Origin of the sequence: Micromonospora sp. NPDC004551 (assembly GCF_040609975.1) — a bacterium.
Taxonomy (GTDB): domain Bacteria; phylum Actinomycetota; class Actinomycetes; order Mycobacteriales; family Micromonosporaceae; genus Micromonospora.
Window position 1 is genome coordinate 16,344 of the sequence record NZ_JBEXLM010000037.1, and the last position, 15,076, is coordinate 31,419.

Below are 15,076 nucleotides of genomic sequence, written 5' to 3' on the forward strand. Positions count from 1 at the left end.
CCGGCGTTCCGTCACGTAACCCAACTTCCGGCCCGGTGCGTGGCCAAACCACGCGCACGACCGGTTCCGATCCGGGCGGGGGACCTTCCTGAGGGAGGCGCGGATGTTCGGACAGACCACCACACCCACACCACCACCCACCGAACGGGGCCTGGAGGACCTCGATGCGGCGGCGCTGGCGTACGCGGCACGGATCGCCGGGCTGCCACCCGAGCGGCGGCAGGAGGCACGGGACGACCTGGTCCGCTTCGCGCTGCCCTTCGCGGGTCGGCTGGCCCGCCGGTACCGGGGGCGCGGGGAACCGCTGGAGGATCTGGAGCAGGTGGCCCGCCTCGGGCTGGTGAACGCCGTCGACCGGTACGACCCGGAGCGCGGCTCGTTCACCGCGTACGCCGCGATCACCATCGTCGGTGAGATCAAACGGCACTTCCGCGACCGCACCTGGGGTGTGCACGTGCCGCGCCGGCTGCGCGACCTGATCCTGGAGGTGGGGCAGGCCACGGCGGCGCTGACCAGCGAGCTTTCCCGGGCGCCCACGGTCGCCGAGCTGGCCGAGCGGCTGGAGACGCCGGAGGAGGAGATCCTCGCCGCGCTGGAGTCGGCCGCCGGCTACAGCCCGGCCTCGCTCAACGCGCCGGTCGGCGGGGAGAGCTCCGCCGAGTTCGGCGACCTGGTCGGCGAGTCGGACAACGCCCTGGAGTCGGTCGACGACCGGGTCACGGTCAGCGGCCTGCTGCATCGGCTGCCCTGGCGCGAGCGGCGGATCCTCGCCATGCGCTTCTACGGCAACCAGACCCAGGCGGAGATCGCGGCCCGGTTCGGCATCTCGCAGATGCACGTGTCCCGGCTGCTCTCCCGGGCGCTGACCTGGCTGCGGCAGGCGATGCTCGCCGACGCGCCGCCGCCCTGGCAGAACGGCGCCGCCGAGTCCGAGCCGGCGCGGGCGCGGATCTCGGTGAAGCAGAACGGCGACCGGGTGGTCGTCGAGGTCGGGGGAGAGGTCGACCGCGACGGCGCCGACCAGCTCCGCAAGGCCATGCTGGAGGCGGTCACCGGGCAGCCCCGTGAGGTGGTGGTCGACCTGGTGGGCGCGGGCGGCTTCGACGCGGGCGGGATCGCCGCGCTGATGGCCGGCCGGGACGCCGCCGCCCGCACCGGTGTGCCGCTGCGGCTGACCCGCGTGCAGCCCGCGGTGCGCCGCTCGCTGGCCGCGGCCGGGCTGCCGGCGGCCGACTGACCGACCGGCGTACGACGAGAGGAAGGGCCGGCGCCGTCGGGCGCCGGCCCTTCCTCTCGCGGTTTCCCGGCCCGCTCAGCGCTCCGGGTTGTCGTCGTGTCCGCGGGGGTGTTCCCAGCGTGGGTCCGACGGCGTGTTGCGCTGCGGGCCCAGCTGGGTCTCGTCCGGCTGGTCGCCCCCCTCGAAGCCGGGCCGCAGCACCTCGCCCGGCTCCGGCACGTCGACCGGCCGGGCGCCGGACTCGGGTGCGGGCTGGTACTCGACGGCCTCGCGGGCGCCGTGCGCGCCCTCGGCGGCCGGCGACTCCGGGGTGTAGGGCACGTGGTGCAGCTCCTCGGCCATCTGCTGCGGTGGCTTGGTGGTGCGCTGTGGCAGGTCGCGGCCCAGGTTCGCGACGAGTGGGCCGTACTTGGCGTCGAAGGCCGGCCGCTCGGAGCGGATCCGTGGCATCCGGTCGAAGTTGCGCAGCGGCGGCGGGCAGGTGGTGGCCCACTCCAGGGAGTTGCCGAAGCCCCAGGGGTCGTCCACGGTCACCATGGCGCCGTAGCGCCAGGACTTCCAGGCGTTGTAGATGAAGAACAGCGTCGAGGCGCCGAGGATGAACGATCCGATGGTGGAGATCTGGTTCAGCAGCGTGAAGCCGTCGCCGGGCAGGTAGTCGGCGTACCGCCGGGGCATGCCCTCGGCGCCCAGCCAGTGCTGCACGAGGAACGTCATGTGGAAGCCGACGAACATCGTCCAGAAGTGCATCTTGCCCAGCCGCTCGTCGAGCAGCCGCCCGGTCATCTTCGGGAACCAGAAGTAGACGCCGCCGAAGGCGGCGAACACGATGGTGCCGAACAGCACGTAGTGGAAGTGCGCCACGACGAAGTAGGTGTCGGAGACCTGGAAGTCGGCCGGCGGGCTGGCCAGCAGCACGCCGGTCAGGCCGCCGAAGAGGAAGGTCACCAGGAAGCCGACGGCGAAGAGCATCGGCGTCTCGAAGGTGATCTGTCCCTTCCACATGGTGCCGATCCAGTTGAAGAACTTCACGCCGGTGGGCACCGCGATGAGATAGCTCAGGATGCTGAAGAACGGCAGCAGCACCTGCCCGGTGACGAACATGTGGTGCGCCCAGACGGTCATCGACAGCACGGTGATCGCGATGGTGGCGAGCACCAGACCGGTGTAACCGAAGATCGGCTTGCGGGAGAAGACCGGGATGATCTCGGTGATGATGCCGAAGAACGGCAGCGCCACGATGTAGACCTCGGGGTGGCCGAAGAACCAGAACAGGTGCTGCCAGAGCAGCGGGCCGCCGGTGGTCGGGTCGTAGACGTGCGCGTGCAGGATCCGGTCCGCGCCCAGCGCCAGGAGCGCCGCGGCGAGCAGCGGGAACACGAAGATGACCAGCACGCTGGTGAGCAGCAGGTTCCACGTGAAGATCGGCATCCGGAACATCGTCATGCCCGGCGCGCGCAGGGTGATGATCGTCGTGATCATGTTGACCGCGCCGAGGATGGTGCCGAGACCGGAGACGACCAGACCCACCACCCACAGGTTCCCGCCGACGCCCGGGCTGTGCTGGGCGTTGCTGAGTGGGGTGTACGCGAACCAGCCGAAGTCGGCCGCGCCGCCCGGTACGGCGAAGCCGCCCAGCACCATCGTCCCGCCGAACAGGTACAGCCAGTACGCGAAGGCGTTCAACCGTGGGAACGAGACGTCGGGCGCGCCGATCTGTAGCGGGACGATGTAGTTGCCGAACGCGAAGACCAGTGGTGTGGCGAACAGCAACAGCATGATCGTGCCGTGCATCGTGAACAGCTGGTTGTACTGCTCCGGGGAGAGGAACTGCATCCCCGGCTCGCCCAGCTCGGCGCGGAGCAGCAGCGCCATGACCCCGCCGATCAGGAAGAACCCGAACGAGGTGATCAGGTACATCAGGCCGATCAGCTTCGCGTCCGTGGTGCGCAGCAGCCGCCACAGCGAGTTGCCCTTGACCGCCTCCCGGACCGGGCCGGGATAGCCGCCGAACCGGGCCGGCGCGAGGATCGCCGGCCCCCGGTCTCGTGGCTCCGTGACTACCCGCTTAGGCATGGCTTCTCACCCCGTGTGACGACAGACAGGACGGGCACGCGTACCCGACCCTCTGCCCATCAAACCAGGCGAGAGCGGAGAATTCGGTCAGTTCGCGGGCAGCATGGCCCAGACCACCTTGCCCGCGCCCGCCGGGGTGCTGCCCCACCGCTGGGTCAGCTCGCGGACGAGCATCAGCCCGCGTCCACCCTCGGCGCGCAGGTCGCGGTCGGTCGCCTCCCGCGGGTCGGCCGGGCAGCCGTCCATGACGGCCACCCGCAGGTACGGCCGGCGCAGCGTCAGCGTCACCTGCATCGGGGTGCCGGCGTGCCGGACGACGTTGCCGACCAGCTCGCTGAGGACCAGCGAGGCGGGGCCGGCCAGTTCCGGGATGTTCCACCGGCCGCACGCCTCGGTGACCAGCTCGCGGGCCCGCCGGCAGGCGCCGGCCACCGGCTCCAGCCGGGTCCGCAGGCGCGGGGCCGCCACCGCACCGGCCAGCGCCGTCGCCTCCGCGCAGTCCCGGCGGACGGGCACCACCCGGCAGGCCGTGGTCTCGGCGAGCCTGGCCGCCGCCTCGGCGGGCGGGGCGGACAGCACCATGGGCACGGCCGGCCAGTCCGCGGCCCGGCGGGCCGCGGCGGCGAAGACGGACAGGGCTAGCGGGTCGGCGACGTCGAGCCGCTCCAGGTCGACAACGAGCGCGTCCGGCTGCGCGGCGAGGCACCGGTCGAGGACCGTGTGCACCGAGCGCATCGTGCCCAGGTCGAGCGCGCCGGCCAGCCGTACGACGGTGACCGGCGTCTCGTCGCGGACCTCGCACCTGATCCGGGTCGACATCCAGGCCCTCGTTTCCTTCTCGTCGGAGGACCCGGGAGATACCCGCCGCCGGGGCGGGTGAAACCGGACATCAGCCCGGGGGCCGGGGCGGTCAGCGGCGATTCCCACCCCGGGTGGTGACCAGTCCGAGGGCGATCATGCCGATCCCGAGCAGGAAGTGCAGCCAGTTGTCGGCGCCGTTGAGCGGGATGAAGTTCGCGCCGCTGTTGTGGTCGACCACCAGGCCGTAGAGCCAGAGCACGAGGTAGATCGCGCCACCGCCGATCAGGAACGTCCGGGCCCCGGAGACCGTCCGGGCCAGCAGCAGGCCGGCGATGCCGAACAGCAGGTGCACGATGTTGTGCAGCACCGAGACCTGGAACAACCCGAGCAGCTTCGCCTCGGAGTCGTGCCCGGCGAACTTCAGGTCGTAGTAGTCGGTGGTGATGCCGGGGATGAAGCCCAGCACGCCGATCACCAGGAAGAGCACGCCGACGGTCGCCGCGGCCCGGCGTACCGGCGCCCGGCCGTCGGCCGGGTTGCGTCGCCCACGGGAGTGGGCCATCGAGTTCGTCATGCCGGCCTCCTCGCCAGACAAGGGACCGGGCGGCTTTCCCGGGCACACCGGGGGCAAACGCCGCCCGCCGCGAACCGTCCGGCTCAGGCGGGCTGCAACGACCGGGCGGCGAGCCGGCGGACCCCCTCGTACAGCTCCACGTACCGCTGGGCCATCAGCTCCGGGGTGAACCGGGCGGCCGCCTCACGCCGGCACTCGTCCTCCTCGAGCAGCCCGGCGGCCAGCACCAGGTCGCCCAGCTCCTCCTCGTCGCCGGCGAGCAGCCCGGTGCGGCCGTGCTCGATCAGCTCGGGCAGGCAGCCCCGGGCGGTGGCGACCACCGGCGTGCCGAGCGCGAGCGACTCGACCACCGCGGTGCCGCCCGGCTCCTCCCAGCGCAGCGGGAACAGCGAGGCCCGCGCACCGGCCACCAGGTCGTCGCGCTCCTGCCCGGCGACCGTGCCGACCCAGCGCACCAGGTCGCCGTCGACGTGCGGGGCCACCCGGTCGTAGAAGAACCGCACGTCCGGGTTCTGCCGGGCCTCGTCGCCCGCCGCGGCCAGGTCCTCCGGCCGGTGGTACGGGCCGACCGGGCCGGCCAGCACCAGCGGGAAGCCGACCTGCCGCGCCAGCCGCGCGCCCAGGTCCTGCCCCTTCCCCGGGTTGATCCGGCCCAGGATGACCACGTGCTCACCCTTCTCGACCGGCGGGCGGCGGTCCGCCCCGACCGCGAGGGGGGTGGACAGGTGCACGTGGCCGACGGAGTGCTCCTGGAGGGCCCGTGGCGCCCGGGCGAGCTGCGCGGCGGAGACGCCGTTGACCCGTACCCGGTCGCCGCCGTCGAGGTTGCCGTACAGCTCCGGGTGCTTGGCCAGGTCCCAGTGCAGGGTGTGCAGCGCCGGTGGGGCGTCCGGGCCCATCGCCGTCAGGGTGGCCAGCCCGGCCGCCTCCACGTGGTCGTGCACCAGGTCGATGTCGTCGCGGGTGTGCAGCGCGCGGACCACCCCGTGCAGGTGCGCCTGGGCCACCCCGCAGACCTGGTTGTACGGCCGTTGCAGCGCGTGGAACTGCCCGTCGGGGAAGACCGAGATCTTCTCGTCGACCGGCAGGGTGCTGCTGTCCACCGAGGCGAGCACCACCCGCACGCCGAGCCGCCGCAGCTCCGGCACCAGGGTGGCGACCACGTTCTCGATCCCGCCGTAGCCGGGCGGCGGCACGGACAACCAGGGACCGGCGTTCATCAGGACGGTGAGAGTCATCGTGCGCGGTCCCTTCCTCGGGCGGCCCTCATGCCGTTCGTTCCGGTGCGCGACCGCGGGGCCCGCCAACCCGGCTCACTTCTCGCGCTCACGCCGCGACCCGTCGCCGTGGCACCCGGTGCCGCAGCTGCGCCAGCGGCGGCCGCTCCTCGATCGAGACGTCGCTGACCACGATCTCGCGGTCCAGGTTGGGCAGCGCGTCCGTGCCGCCCCGCCGGAACTGCGTGAGCAGGGCGGTCGGCTCGACGCCCGGCACCGCCCAGCCGCGCCGCTGCAGCCGGGACCAGACGGTCAGCAGGATCTGCGCGGACATCCGGCCCAGCGCCGCGGTGTCCTGGTGCCGGTGCTTGCGCTCGCCCAGGTCGACCTGGGCCAGCGAGTCCAGCCCGACCAGTTCCAGCAGGTCGATGAGCATGGCCGTCTCGACGCCGTAGCCGGACACGAACGGCACCTGCGCCAGCACGTCGCGGCGGCCCGCGTACTCGCCGGCGAGCGGCTGCACGAAGCCCGCCAGCTCCGGCCAGAACAGGTTCAGCAGCGGCCGGGCCGTCAGTTCGGTCACCCGGCCCCCGCCGTCGGCCTCCACCCCGGTCGCCCCCACCAGGGGCCGGTGGTAGAAGCCCTTCACGAAGTCGACCGACGGGTCGGTGAGCAGCGGCCCGAGCAGCCCGGTGACGAAGTGCGGCCGGAACTCCCGCAGGTCGGCGTCGATGAACGCGACCACGTCGCCCTCCGCGGCCGCCAGCCCGGCCCAGAGCGCGTCCCCCTTGCCGGTGAGCCGGGGCAGCCCGCGCGTCATCGCGTCCTGGCTGACCACCTCGGCGCCGGCCGCGCGCGCCACCTGCGCGGTCCGGTCGGTGGACCGCGAGTCCACCACGATCAGCTCGTCCACCAGCGGCACCCGGTCCATGAGGTGCTGGCGGATCGTCGACACGATCGCGCCGACGGTCGCCTCCTCGTCGCGCGCCGGCAGCACGACGCTGACCCGGCTCGCGCCCTTGGCCCGCACGAGGCGGCGTGCCGGCCAGTCGCCGGCGGACGTGGTGCGGTACGTGGCCCAGGCCTCCACCACGGGTGAGACGACCGACTCTGTATCCCGCACAGGCACACTCCCAGGTTGTGGCGGAACCACGGGCTCCTGGTTTGCCCAGTTCGCCGCCCGTGCTAACCGGATCATGCCGAACACCTGATCACCAGTCGGGTACCGGTCGGTTCCCGCGCGGTGAACGTCTGATTGCGGGCCCGTCCGCGTTTGGCCACGCCCCCGTCCGGGGAGTGCTCTCGGCAGTGTGCCGTCGTGGAAGGGTCGGGAGTATGCGCGCGTGCCGGGTGGGACTGGTCGGAGCCGGCGGGGTGGCGCAGCGCCATGCCCGCGTGTTGACCGGCTTCGAGGACGTGGAACTGCTCGGGGTGACCGACGTCGCCCCGGACGCGGCGGAGGCGCTCGCCGGCGCGCACGGCGCCCGGGCCTTCCGCGACGTGGACGACCTGCTCGCCGCCGGCCCGGACGCCGTGTACGTCTGCGTGCCGCCATTCGCGCACGGCCCGGTCGAGGAGGCGGTGATCGCCGCCGGGGTGCCGATGTTCGTGGAGAAGCCGGTGGCGCTGGACCTGGAGACCGCGGAGCGGGTCGCCGCGCTGGTCGAGCGGCGTGGCCTGCTCACCGGGGTGGGCCACCACTGGCGTTACCTGCACGTGGTCGAGGAGGCCCGGCGGCTGCTGGACGGCCGTCCGGTGCGGATGGTCAACGGGGCCTGGCTGGACAAGGTGCCGCCGGTCGCCTGGTGGGCCCGGCGGGACCGCTCCGGTGGCCCGGTCGTCGAGCAGGCCGCGCACGTGCTGGACCTGGTCCGGCTGCTGGTGGGCGAGGCGACCGAGGTGACCGCGTACGGCGACGGCACCCCGCCGCCGGTCGACGGCGCGGACATCGACTCGGTCACGGCCGCCACCCTGCGCTTCGCCTCCGGCGCGGTCGGCACGCTCGCGGCGGCCTGCGTGCTGGGCTGGAAGCACCGGGCCGGCCTGGAGATCCTCGCCGACGGCCTGGCCCTGTCGCTGGCCGAGGACGGCCTGACCGTCTGCGACGGCGACGGCGAGCGGCACCTGCCCGCCGACCCCGACGGCGCCCGGGTGGCCGTCGACCGGGCCTTCGTCGACGCGGTACGGGGGATCGGCGACGACGTCCGGGTCCCGTACGCCGAGGCCCTGCGCACGCAGCGGCTCGCCGTGGCGGTGGCCGAGTCGGCGCGTACCGGACGGGCGGTGGCGCTGCCCACCGGGCCGGCCGCGCGGCTCACCGCCGCGGTCGCCGACGCCACGCCGGCCGGGCCGACGGGGGTGACCGTCGATGCGTGACCGGGTGGTGGTGGTCAGCGGGCCGGGCCGGGTCGAGCTGGTCGAGCAGGACGCGGCCGAGCTGCGCGAGGGCACGTTCCGGGTGGAGACCCTCTACAGCGGGGTCTCGGCCGGCACCGAGCTGAGCTACGTCAAGGGCACCAACCCCTATCTGCACGTCACCTGGAACGCCGACCTCGGCCTGTTCCGGCCCGGCGGCGCCGGCACGCCGTACCCGGTCACCCGGCTCGGCTACATGCAGGTCGGGCGGGTGGTGGAGAGCCGCACCCCGGCCGTCGCCGTGGGCACGGTCGGCGCCATGACCTACGGCCACCGCAGCGGCTACGTCGCCGACCCGGTCGCCGAGCGGTTCGTGCCGCTGCCCGACGACCTCGACCCGCTGCTCGGCGTCTACGTCGCCCACATGGGCCCGATCTGCGCCAACGGCCTGCTGCACGCCGCCGCCGACGTGTGCGGCACCGACGTCCGCTCGCTCGGCGACGGGGTGCGGGGGCGGCGGGTGGCGGTGGTCGGCAGCGGGGTGGTGGCGCTGCTCACCGCGCTGCTGGCCCGGCGGCACGGCGCCGCCTCCGTGGTGGTCCTGGACCCCACCCCGGCCCGGCGGGAGGCGGCCGAGGCGCTCGGCCTGGAGACCCTCGACCCCGCGGCGGACGACCCGGCCGTGGTGCTGAAGACCCGCTGGAACCATGCCGCCGGCGACCGGGGCGCGGACGTGGTCTTCCAGTGCCGCGGCCAGGACTGGGCGCTCCAGCTCGCGCTGCGCCTGCTGCGCCCGCAGGGCACGGTGATCGACCTGGCGTTCTACCAGGCCGGCGCGGACGCGGTCCGGCTGGGCGAGGAGTTCCACCACAACGGCCTGTCGCTGCGCTGCGCCCAGATCGGCCGGGTCCCGCGCGGGCTGGCCCCCACCTGGGACCGGGAGCGGCTCTCCGCCGAGACCGTCGAGCTGCTGCGCCAGTACGGCGACCTGATCCGCAAGCACCTCGTCTCCGCCGTGGTGCCGCTGGAGGAGGCGCCGGCGGTGCTCACCGACCTGGCCGAGCGGCGCCGGTCCGAGCTGCAGGTGGTGCTCACCGGCTGAGCCTGGGCCGGCCCGGTTACCGTGCTGCCATGAGCACCGACGCCGGCCGCCCGCCCGGGCTCGCCGCCCTGCTGCCCTACCTGCGCGCCCACCGGGGCACCCTCGTTGCGGTGGGCGCGCTGTCGTTCACCGGCGCCGCCGCGGCGCTGGCGCAGCCCCTGCTCACCCGGGGCGTGCTCGACCGGATCACCGCCGGCCGCCCGGCGGCCGCCCTGGTCGCCGGCCTGGTGGCCCTCGTGGTGGCCGGCGCGCTGCTCGGCGGGCTCCGCGACTACCTGCTCCAGCGCACCGCCGAGGGGCTCGTGCTGGGCACCCGGCGGCGGCTCGCCGGGCACCTGCTGCGCCTGCCGATCGCCGAGTACGACCGGCGCCGCACCGGCGACCTGCTCTCCCGGGTCGGCGCGGACACCACGCTGCTGCGGGCGGTGGTCACCTCCGGCCTCTTCGAGACCGTCACCGGCGGGGTCATGGTGCTCGGCGCCGGCATCGCCATGCTGCTGCTGGACCCGCTGCTGTTCGGGGTGACCCTCGCCGCTGTCGCGGCCGGCGTCGGCTTCGCCCTCACCGTCGCCCGGCGGGTCCGCGGGCTGGCCCGCCGCGCCCAGGAACGGGTCGGCGAGATGACCTCCGCCGTCGAGCGGGCCATCTCCGCCGCCCGGACCATCCGGGCCAGCCGGGCCGAGCGGCGGGAGACGGCGACCGTGGTGGCGAGCGCCACGGAGGCGTACGCGGCGGGGCTGCGGGTGGCCCGGGCGCAGGCCGTGGTGGGTCCGGCCGGCACGGTCACCACGCAGGGCGCGTTCCTGCTGGTGCTGGCCGTGGGCGGGGCGCGGGTGGCGGCCGGGGCGATCAGCGTGGGCGACCTCGTGGCGTTCGTGATGTTCCTGTTCTTCCTGGTGCTGCCGCTCGGGCAGGCCGTGCACGCGTACACCCAGTTGCAGAGCGGGCTCGGCGCGCTGGCCCGGATCGAGGAGATCCTCGCCGTGCCGGGGGAGGGGGCCGACGAGCGGCCGGCGCGGATCACCGGCCGGCCCCGCGCGACCGGGCCGGCGACGCTCGAGTTCGACCGGGTCGGCTTCGGCTATCCGGGCGGCCCGCCGGTGCTGCACGAGGTGAGCTTCACCGTGCCGGCCGGCACCCGCACCGCGCTGGTCGGCCCGTCGGGCGCCGGCAAGTCCACCCTGCTCGCCCTGGTCGAGCGCTTCTACGAGGTGACCGGGGGCGCGCTGCGCCTGGACGGGGTCGACGTGCGCGACCTGCCCCGGGACGCGCTGCGGGCCCGGCTCGGCTACGTCGAGCAGGAGGCCCCGGTGCTCGCCGGCACGCTCCGGGACAACCTGCTGATCACCGCGCCGGACGCCACCGACGACCGGCTGCGCGCGGTGCTCGACGAGGTCAACCTCGGGCACCTGGCGGAGCGTACGGCCGACGGGCTGGACGTGCAGGTCGGCGAGGGTGGCGTGCTGCTCTCCGGCGGGGAGCGGCAGCGGCTCGCGATCGCCCGGGCGCTGCTGGCCGGACCGCCGGTGCTGCTGCTCGACGAGCCGACCAGCAACCTCGACTCCCGCAACGAGGCCGCGCTGCGCCGGGCCATCGACGCCGTCGCGGTGCGCCGCACCCTGCTGATCGTGGCGCACCGCCTCTCCACGGTGGTCGACGCCGACCAGATCGTGGTGCTGGACGCCGGCCGGGTGGTCGCCGTGGGCACCCACGACGAGCTGACCTCGGCCAGCCCGCTCTACCGCGAGCTGGCCACCCACCAGCTCCTCGTCGGGTAGGCGGTAAAACGTCCTGACCTGCGGAAACATGCCGAAATTCGGGCACCGTCCGGCAGTGGGGCCGCATGGGTGTCACAATCGGCTCCGATTCGCGTACCGTTGCCGCTCATGGGTGTGTCGCAACGTCTGAAGACCAGGTTCCGGCGGTTCCTCCAGCGCCCGGGAACGACCGTCGACCTGGCCCCGCTGGAGAAGCTGCTGCCGGCGATCGAGGCCCGCGAGGCGGAGCTGGAGAAGCTCTCCGACGCGGAGCTGACCGAGGCGGCCGGGCAGGCCGCAGGCTACGAGGAGATCTGCGCGATCGGCCGCGAGGCGGCCCGCCGCGGCCTCGACCAGCGGCCGTACGATGTCCAGCTGCTCGGCGCCATGGCGCTGCTGTCCGGCAAGGTCGCCGAGATGGCCACCGGTGAGGGCAAGACGCTGACCGCGACCGTCGCCGCCTACGGGCACGTCCGGATGGGCAACGGCCCCGTGCACGTGCTCACCGTCAACGACTACCTGGCCCGCCGCGACGCCGAGTGGATGGGCCCGGTCTACGCCCTGCTCGGGCTCACCGTCGGCTGGGTCAACGAGGCGTCCACCCCCGAGGAGCGGCGCGCCGCCTACGCCTGTGACGTCACCTATGTGGCGGTCAGCGAGGCCGGCTTCGACTTCCTCCGCGACCAGCTCGTCACCGACCTGGCCGACCGGGTCCAGCCGCCCATGGGTACCGCGATCGTGGACGAGGCCGACTCGATCCTCATCGACGAGGCCCGGGTGCCGATGGTCCTCGCCGGCGCGGTCCCCGGCGAGCAGGACCCCGTGCACGCCGCCGCCGCGCTGGTGCGCGGCCTGCGCAAGGGCAAGCACTACACGGTCGCCGAGGACGGTCGCAGCGTCGCCTTCACCTCGGCCGGCCTGGCCACCGTCGAGGCCAAGATGGGCGGCATCGACCTCTACGACGAGGAGCACGTCGGGCAGCTCTCCGCGGTCAACGTGGCGCTGCACGCCCACGCCCTGCTGCACCGCGACGTCGACTACATCGTCCGGGAGTCCTCGGTCGAGCTGATCGACGAGATGCGCGGCCGGGTGGCCCAGCGCCGCCGCTGGCCGGACGGGCTCCAGGCGGCGGTCGAGGCCAAGGAGGGCCTGGACGCCACCGCCGAGGGCGAGGTGCTGGGCACCATCACCGTGCAGGCCTACATCGCGCTCTACCCGAAGGTCTGCGGGATGACCGCCACCGCGGTCCTCGTCGGCGACCAGCTCCGCGAGTTCTTCGGCCTCGAGGTGGCGGTGATCCCGCCGAACACCCCGTGCGTGCGCGAGGACGAGCCGGACCGGATCTATGCCACCCGGGCCGAGAAGGAGGAGGCGCTGATCGACGAGATCCGGCGCTGTCACGAGGCCGGGCGCCCGGTGCTGGTCGGCACCCTCGACGTCAAGGAGTCCGAGGGCCTCGCCGCGGGGCTGCACGCGGCCGGGGTCCCGTGCGTGGTGCTCAACGCCAAGAACGACGACGAGGAGGCGGGGATCATCGCCGAGGCCGGCGCGTACGGCTCGGTGACCGTCTCCACGCAGATGGCCGGCCGGGGCGTGGACATCCGGCTGGGCGGCAGCGACCAGGCCGACCAGGAGCGGGTCGCCGAGCTGGGCGGCCTCTACGTGATTGGCAGCGGCCGGCACGACAGCCGCCGGGTCGACGACCAGCTCCGTGGCCGCGCCGGCCGGCAGGGCGACCCCGGTGGTTCGGTCTTCTTCGTGAGCCTGGAGGACGACCTGGTCGTCCGGCACGCCGGCGACACCGTCCCGGCCTCGCCGCGGATGAACGCCGACGGCCTGGTCACCGATCCGCAGGTCGACTACGCCGTGGAGCACGCCCAGCGGGTCGCCGAGGGCGTCAACCACGAGATCCACCGGAACACCTGGCGCTACAGCGTGGTGATCGAGCAGCAGCGCAAGGCGCTCGCCGAGCGCCGGGAGCGCCTGCTGACCAGCGACATCGCCGCGCTGATGCTGCTGGAGCGGGTGCCCGAGAAGGCCGGCGAGATGGACGAGGACCTGCTCGCCGAGGTGGCCCGCACGATCGCCCTCTACCACCTGGACCGGCTCTGGGCCGATCACCTGGCCGAGCTGTCCGAGATCCGCGAGGGTGTGCACCTGCGGGCGCTGGGGCGGCTCGACCCGCTGGACGAGTTCCACCGCAGCGCCGTGCCGGCGTTCAACGCGCTGGTGCCGGAGATCGAGACCCGGACCATCGCCACCTTCGAGGAGACCGAGTTCTCCGACGGGTGGGAGCCGGACGCCGCCAAGCTGGTGCGGCCGAGCGCCACCTGGACGTATCTGGTGCACGACAACCCGTTCGGCTCGGAGCTGGACCGGCTCATCGCCTCGGTGGGGCGGCGGCTCATCTCCGGTTCCCGCTGACCGTCCGCGAGGGGTCCCTTCCGGCACGTACGGCGCCGGAAGGGACCCCTTTGCGCGGTTTCGATCCCGGTTTGGGAGGGTAGTAGGCCGGGGCTTCGAGTCAGGGAGAGTAGCGACCATGGGACAGGCAACGGCGCCGGACGGATACACCGCGTGGACCGACGCGGAGGTTGCGGAGGCCGTGGCCCGGTGAACGTCGACATGCGGGACCCCGTGACCGACCCGCTCGGGGTGCTGGAGACCGCCGCGCTGCTGCGGGAACTGACCGCCGGCCTGATCGCGGTCGCCGACTTCGACGAGGCGCTGGCCCGGCTGGTCCGGATCGCCCGCGACGCCGTGCCCGGCGTCGACTGCTGCGGTTTCACGGCGCTGCGCGCCGGTGAGCCCGCCGGGGTGGCCGCCTCCGACCCGCAGCGGGCCGAGCTGGACGACCTGCGGCACGGCCCGGACACACCGGCCATGGCCGCCATCCGGCGGCGCGAGATGATCACCGCGGACGATCTGGCCGGGGAGACGCGCTGGCCGGCCTGGGCGGAGCGGGCACGCGGGCTGGGCGTGCACGGGGTGATCTCCGCGCCGGTGGACGTGGACGAGCAGGTGATCGGCGCCATCAACCTCTACGCCGCGTCGGCCGCCGCGCTCACCCCGCGGCACCAGCTCACCGCCATGCTCCTCGCCGAGCACGCCGGGCTGCTCCTGGCCGCCGTCCGGGACCGGGAGCGGCGGGCCGCCCAGGCCGACCAGCTCGACACCGCGGCGCTGGCCGACGGCGTCGTCGGGCAGGCCGTCGGCGTGATCATGACGCAGCGCGGCTGCCCCGCCCCGGAGGCCCTGGACGTGCTCCGCAGCGCGGCCTCCTCGTTGGACATACCGCTTCGCGAGGTGGCCGAGCGGCTCGTGCTCACCGTCTCCCGGCCCCGGGACAACTGAGCGACATTCGTTTCGCCCCGGTGGGCCTCGGGTAGCACCCTGGACTGGTGAGCTGCTCCGACCTGGGGAGGGACCAATGGAGAGCCGGCTGCGGGTGCAGGGGCACCCGATCCAACCGATGCTGGTGACGTTCCCGTTCGGACTGTTCGTCAGCGCCACGGTCTTCGACCTGGCCGACGTCGCCGGCGGCCCGGCCTTCCTCGGCGAGGTGGGCTACTGGACGGCGGTCGCCGCCCTGGTCGCCGCGGCGCTCGCGACGGTCGCCGGGATGGTCGACCTGTGGGATGTGCGGGCAGGGCGGACCCGCCGGACCGCGATCACGTTCAACCTGGTCAACGCCGCGATGGCGGCGCTGTTCCTGCTGACCTGCCTGATCCGGGCCCACGCGCCGCAGCGCGGCGCCACCGGCGTCGAGGTGGCCACCGAACTGCTCGCCCTGGCCGTGGGCTCGGTGGGCGTGTGGCTGGGCGCCCGGCTGATGCGGCAGTTCGACCGGGGCCGGGCGGTCGAGCCGACCGGCTTCGAGGCGCTGCGGGACATCCCCGGCGCGACCGTGGAGATTCCGAAGATCTGAAAAGACCTTGCCGGCCGGCGGCGCCGGTC

The 15,076-nt window shown here is 73.9% G+C and carries 12 protein-coding genes; 7 read left to right on the forward strand and 5 right to left on the reverse strand.

The annotated features are described in order from the left end of the window. Positions 1 to 103: 103 nt before the first annotated feature. A complete protein-coding gene (locus tag ABZW14_RS29985; protein ID WP_355353068.1) occupies positions 104 to 1,237 on the forward strand; it encodes a SigB/SigF/SigG family RNA polymerase sigma factor in 1,134 nt (377 codons plus the stop codon). A 75-nt stretch (positions 1,238 to 1,312) separates the two neighbouring features. Here the strand turns inward: ABZW14_RS29985 and ctaD are convergent, their stop codons facing one another. The 5 genes from ctaD to ABZW14_RS30010 form a co-directional block, all read right to left on the reverse strand. Then, on the reverse strand, positions 1,313 to 3,313 hold the full coding sequence (ctaD, locus tag ABZW14_RS29990; RefSeq protein WP_355353071.1) for a cytochrome c oxidase subunit I: 2,001 nt from the start codon (positions 3,311 to 3,313) through the stop codon (positions 1,313 to 1,315). Positions 3,314 to 3,400: 87 nt separating this feature from the next. Beyond that, a complete protein-coding gene (locus tag ABZW14_RS29995; protein WP_355353074.1) occupies positions 3,401 to 4,132 on the reverse strand; it encodes an ATP-binding protein in 732 nt (243 codons plus the stop codon). 91 nt (positions 4,133 to 4,223) lie between these two features. Then, positions 4,224 to 4,676 (reverse strand): DUF4383 domain-containing protein, encoded by a 453-nt coding sequence (locus ABZW14_RS30000; RefSeq protein WP_355353187.1) that lies wholly within the window; start codon positions 4,674 to 4,676, stop codon positions 4,224 to 4,226. Positions 4,677 to 4,771: 95 nt separating this feature from the next. Continuing rightward, positions 4,772 to 5,926, reverse strand: a complete 1,155-nt coding sequence (locus ABZW14_RS30005) for a glycosyltransferase (protein ID WP_355353077.1) — start codon at positions 5,924 to 5,926, stop codon at positions 4,772 to 4,774. An 88-nt stretch (positions 5,927 to 6,014) separates the two neighbouring features. After that, entirely contained in the window at positions 6,015 to 6,995 is a 981-nt protein-coding gene (locus tag ABZW14_RS30010) for a glucosyl-3-phosphoglycerate synthase (protein WP_355353190.1), read from the reverse strand. 245 nt (positions 6,996 to 7,240) lie between these two features. Here ABZW14_RS30010 and ABZW14_RS30015 point away from each other — a divergent pair, with 245 nt between their 5' ends. From ABZW14_RS30015 to ABZW14_RS30040, 6 genes are all read left to right on the forward strand, one after another. Further along, on the forward strand, positions 7,241 to 8,281 hold the full coding sequence (locus ABZW14_RS30015; RefSeq protein WP_355353080.1) for a Gfo/Idh/MocA family oxidoreductase: 1,041 nt from the start codon (positions 7,241 to 7,243) through the stop codon (positions 8,279 to 8,281). After that, positions 8,274 to 9,362, forward strand: coding sequence for a zinc-binding dehydrogenase (locus tag ABZW14_RS30020; protein WP_355353083.1), 1,089 nt, complete (start codon positions 8,274 to 8,276; stop codon positions 9,360 to 9,362). Before ABZW14_RS30015 ends, ABZW14_RS30020 begins: the two co-directional genes overlap by 8 nt. 29 nt (positions 9,363 to 9,391) lie before the next feature. Further along, entirely contained in the window at positions 9,392 to 11,140 is a 1,749-nt protein-coding gene (locus tag ABZW14_RS30025; RefSeq protein WP_355353086.1) for an ABC transporter ATP-binding protein, read from the forward strand. A 108-nt stretch (positions 11,141 to 11,248) separates the two neighbouring features. Further along, positions 11,249 to 13,543 (forward strand): accessory Sec system translocase SecA2, encoded by a 2,295-nt coding sequence (secA2, locus tag ABZW14_RS30030; RefSeq protein WP_355353089.1) that lies wholly within the window; start codon positions 11,249 to 11,251, stop codon positions 13,541 to 13,543. Between the two features lie 201 nt (positions 13,544 to 13,744). Further along, complete coding sequence (locus ABZW14_RS30035; protein ID WP_355353092.1) at positions 13,745 to 14,473, forward strand: GAF and ANTAR domain-containing protein; 729 nt, start codon at positions 13,745 to 13,747, stop codon at positions 14,471 to 14,473. Positions 14,474 to 14,549: 76 nt separating this feature from the next. Then, positions 14,550 to 15,047 (forward strand): DUF2231 domain-containing protein, encoded by a 498-nt coding sequence (locus ABZW14_RS30040; RefSeq protein ID WP_355353095.1) that lies wholly within the window; start codon positions 14,550 to 14,552, stop codon positions 15,045 to 15,047. Positions 15,048 to 15,076 lie beyond the last annotated feature (29 nt).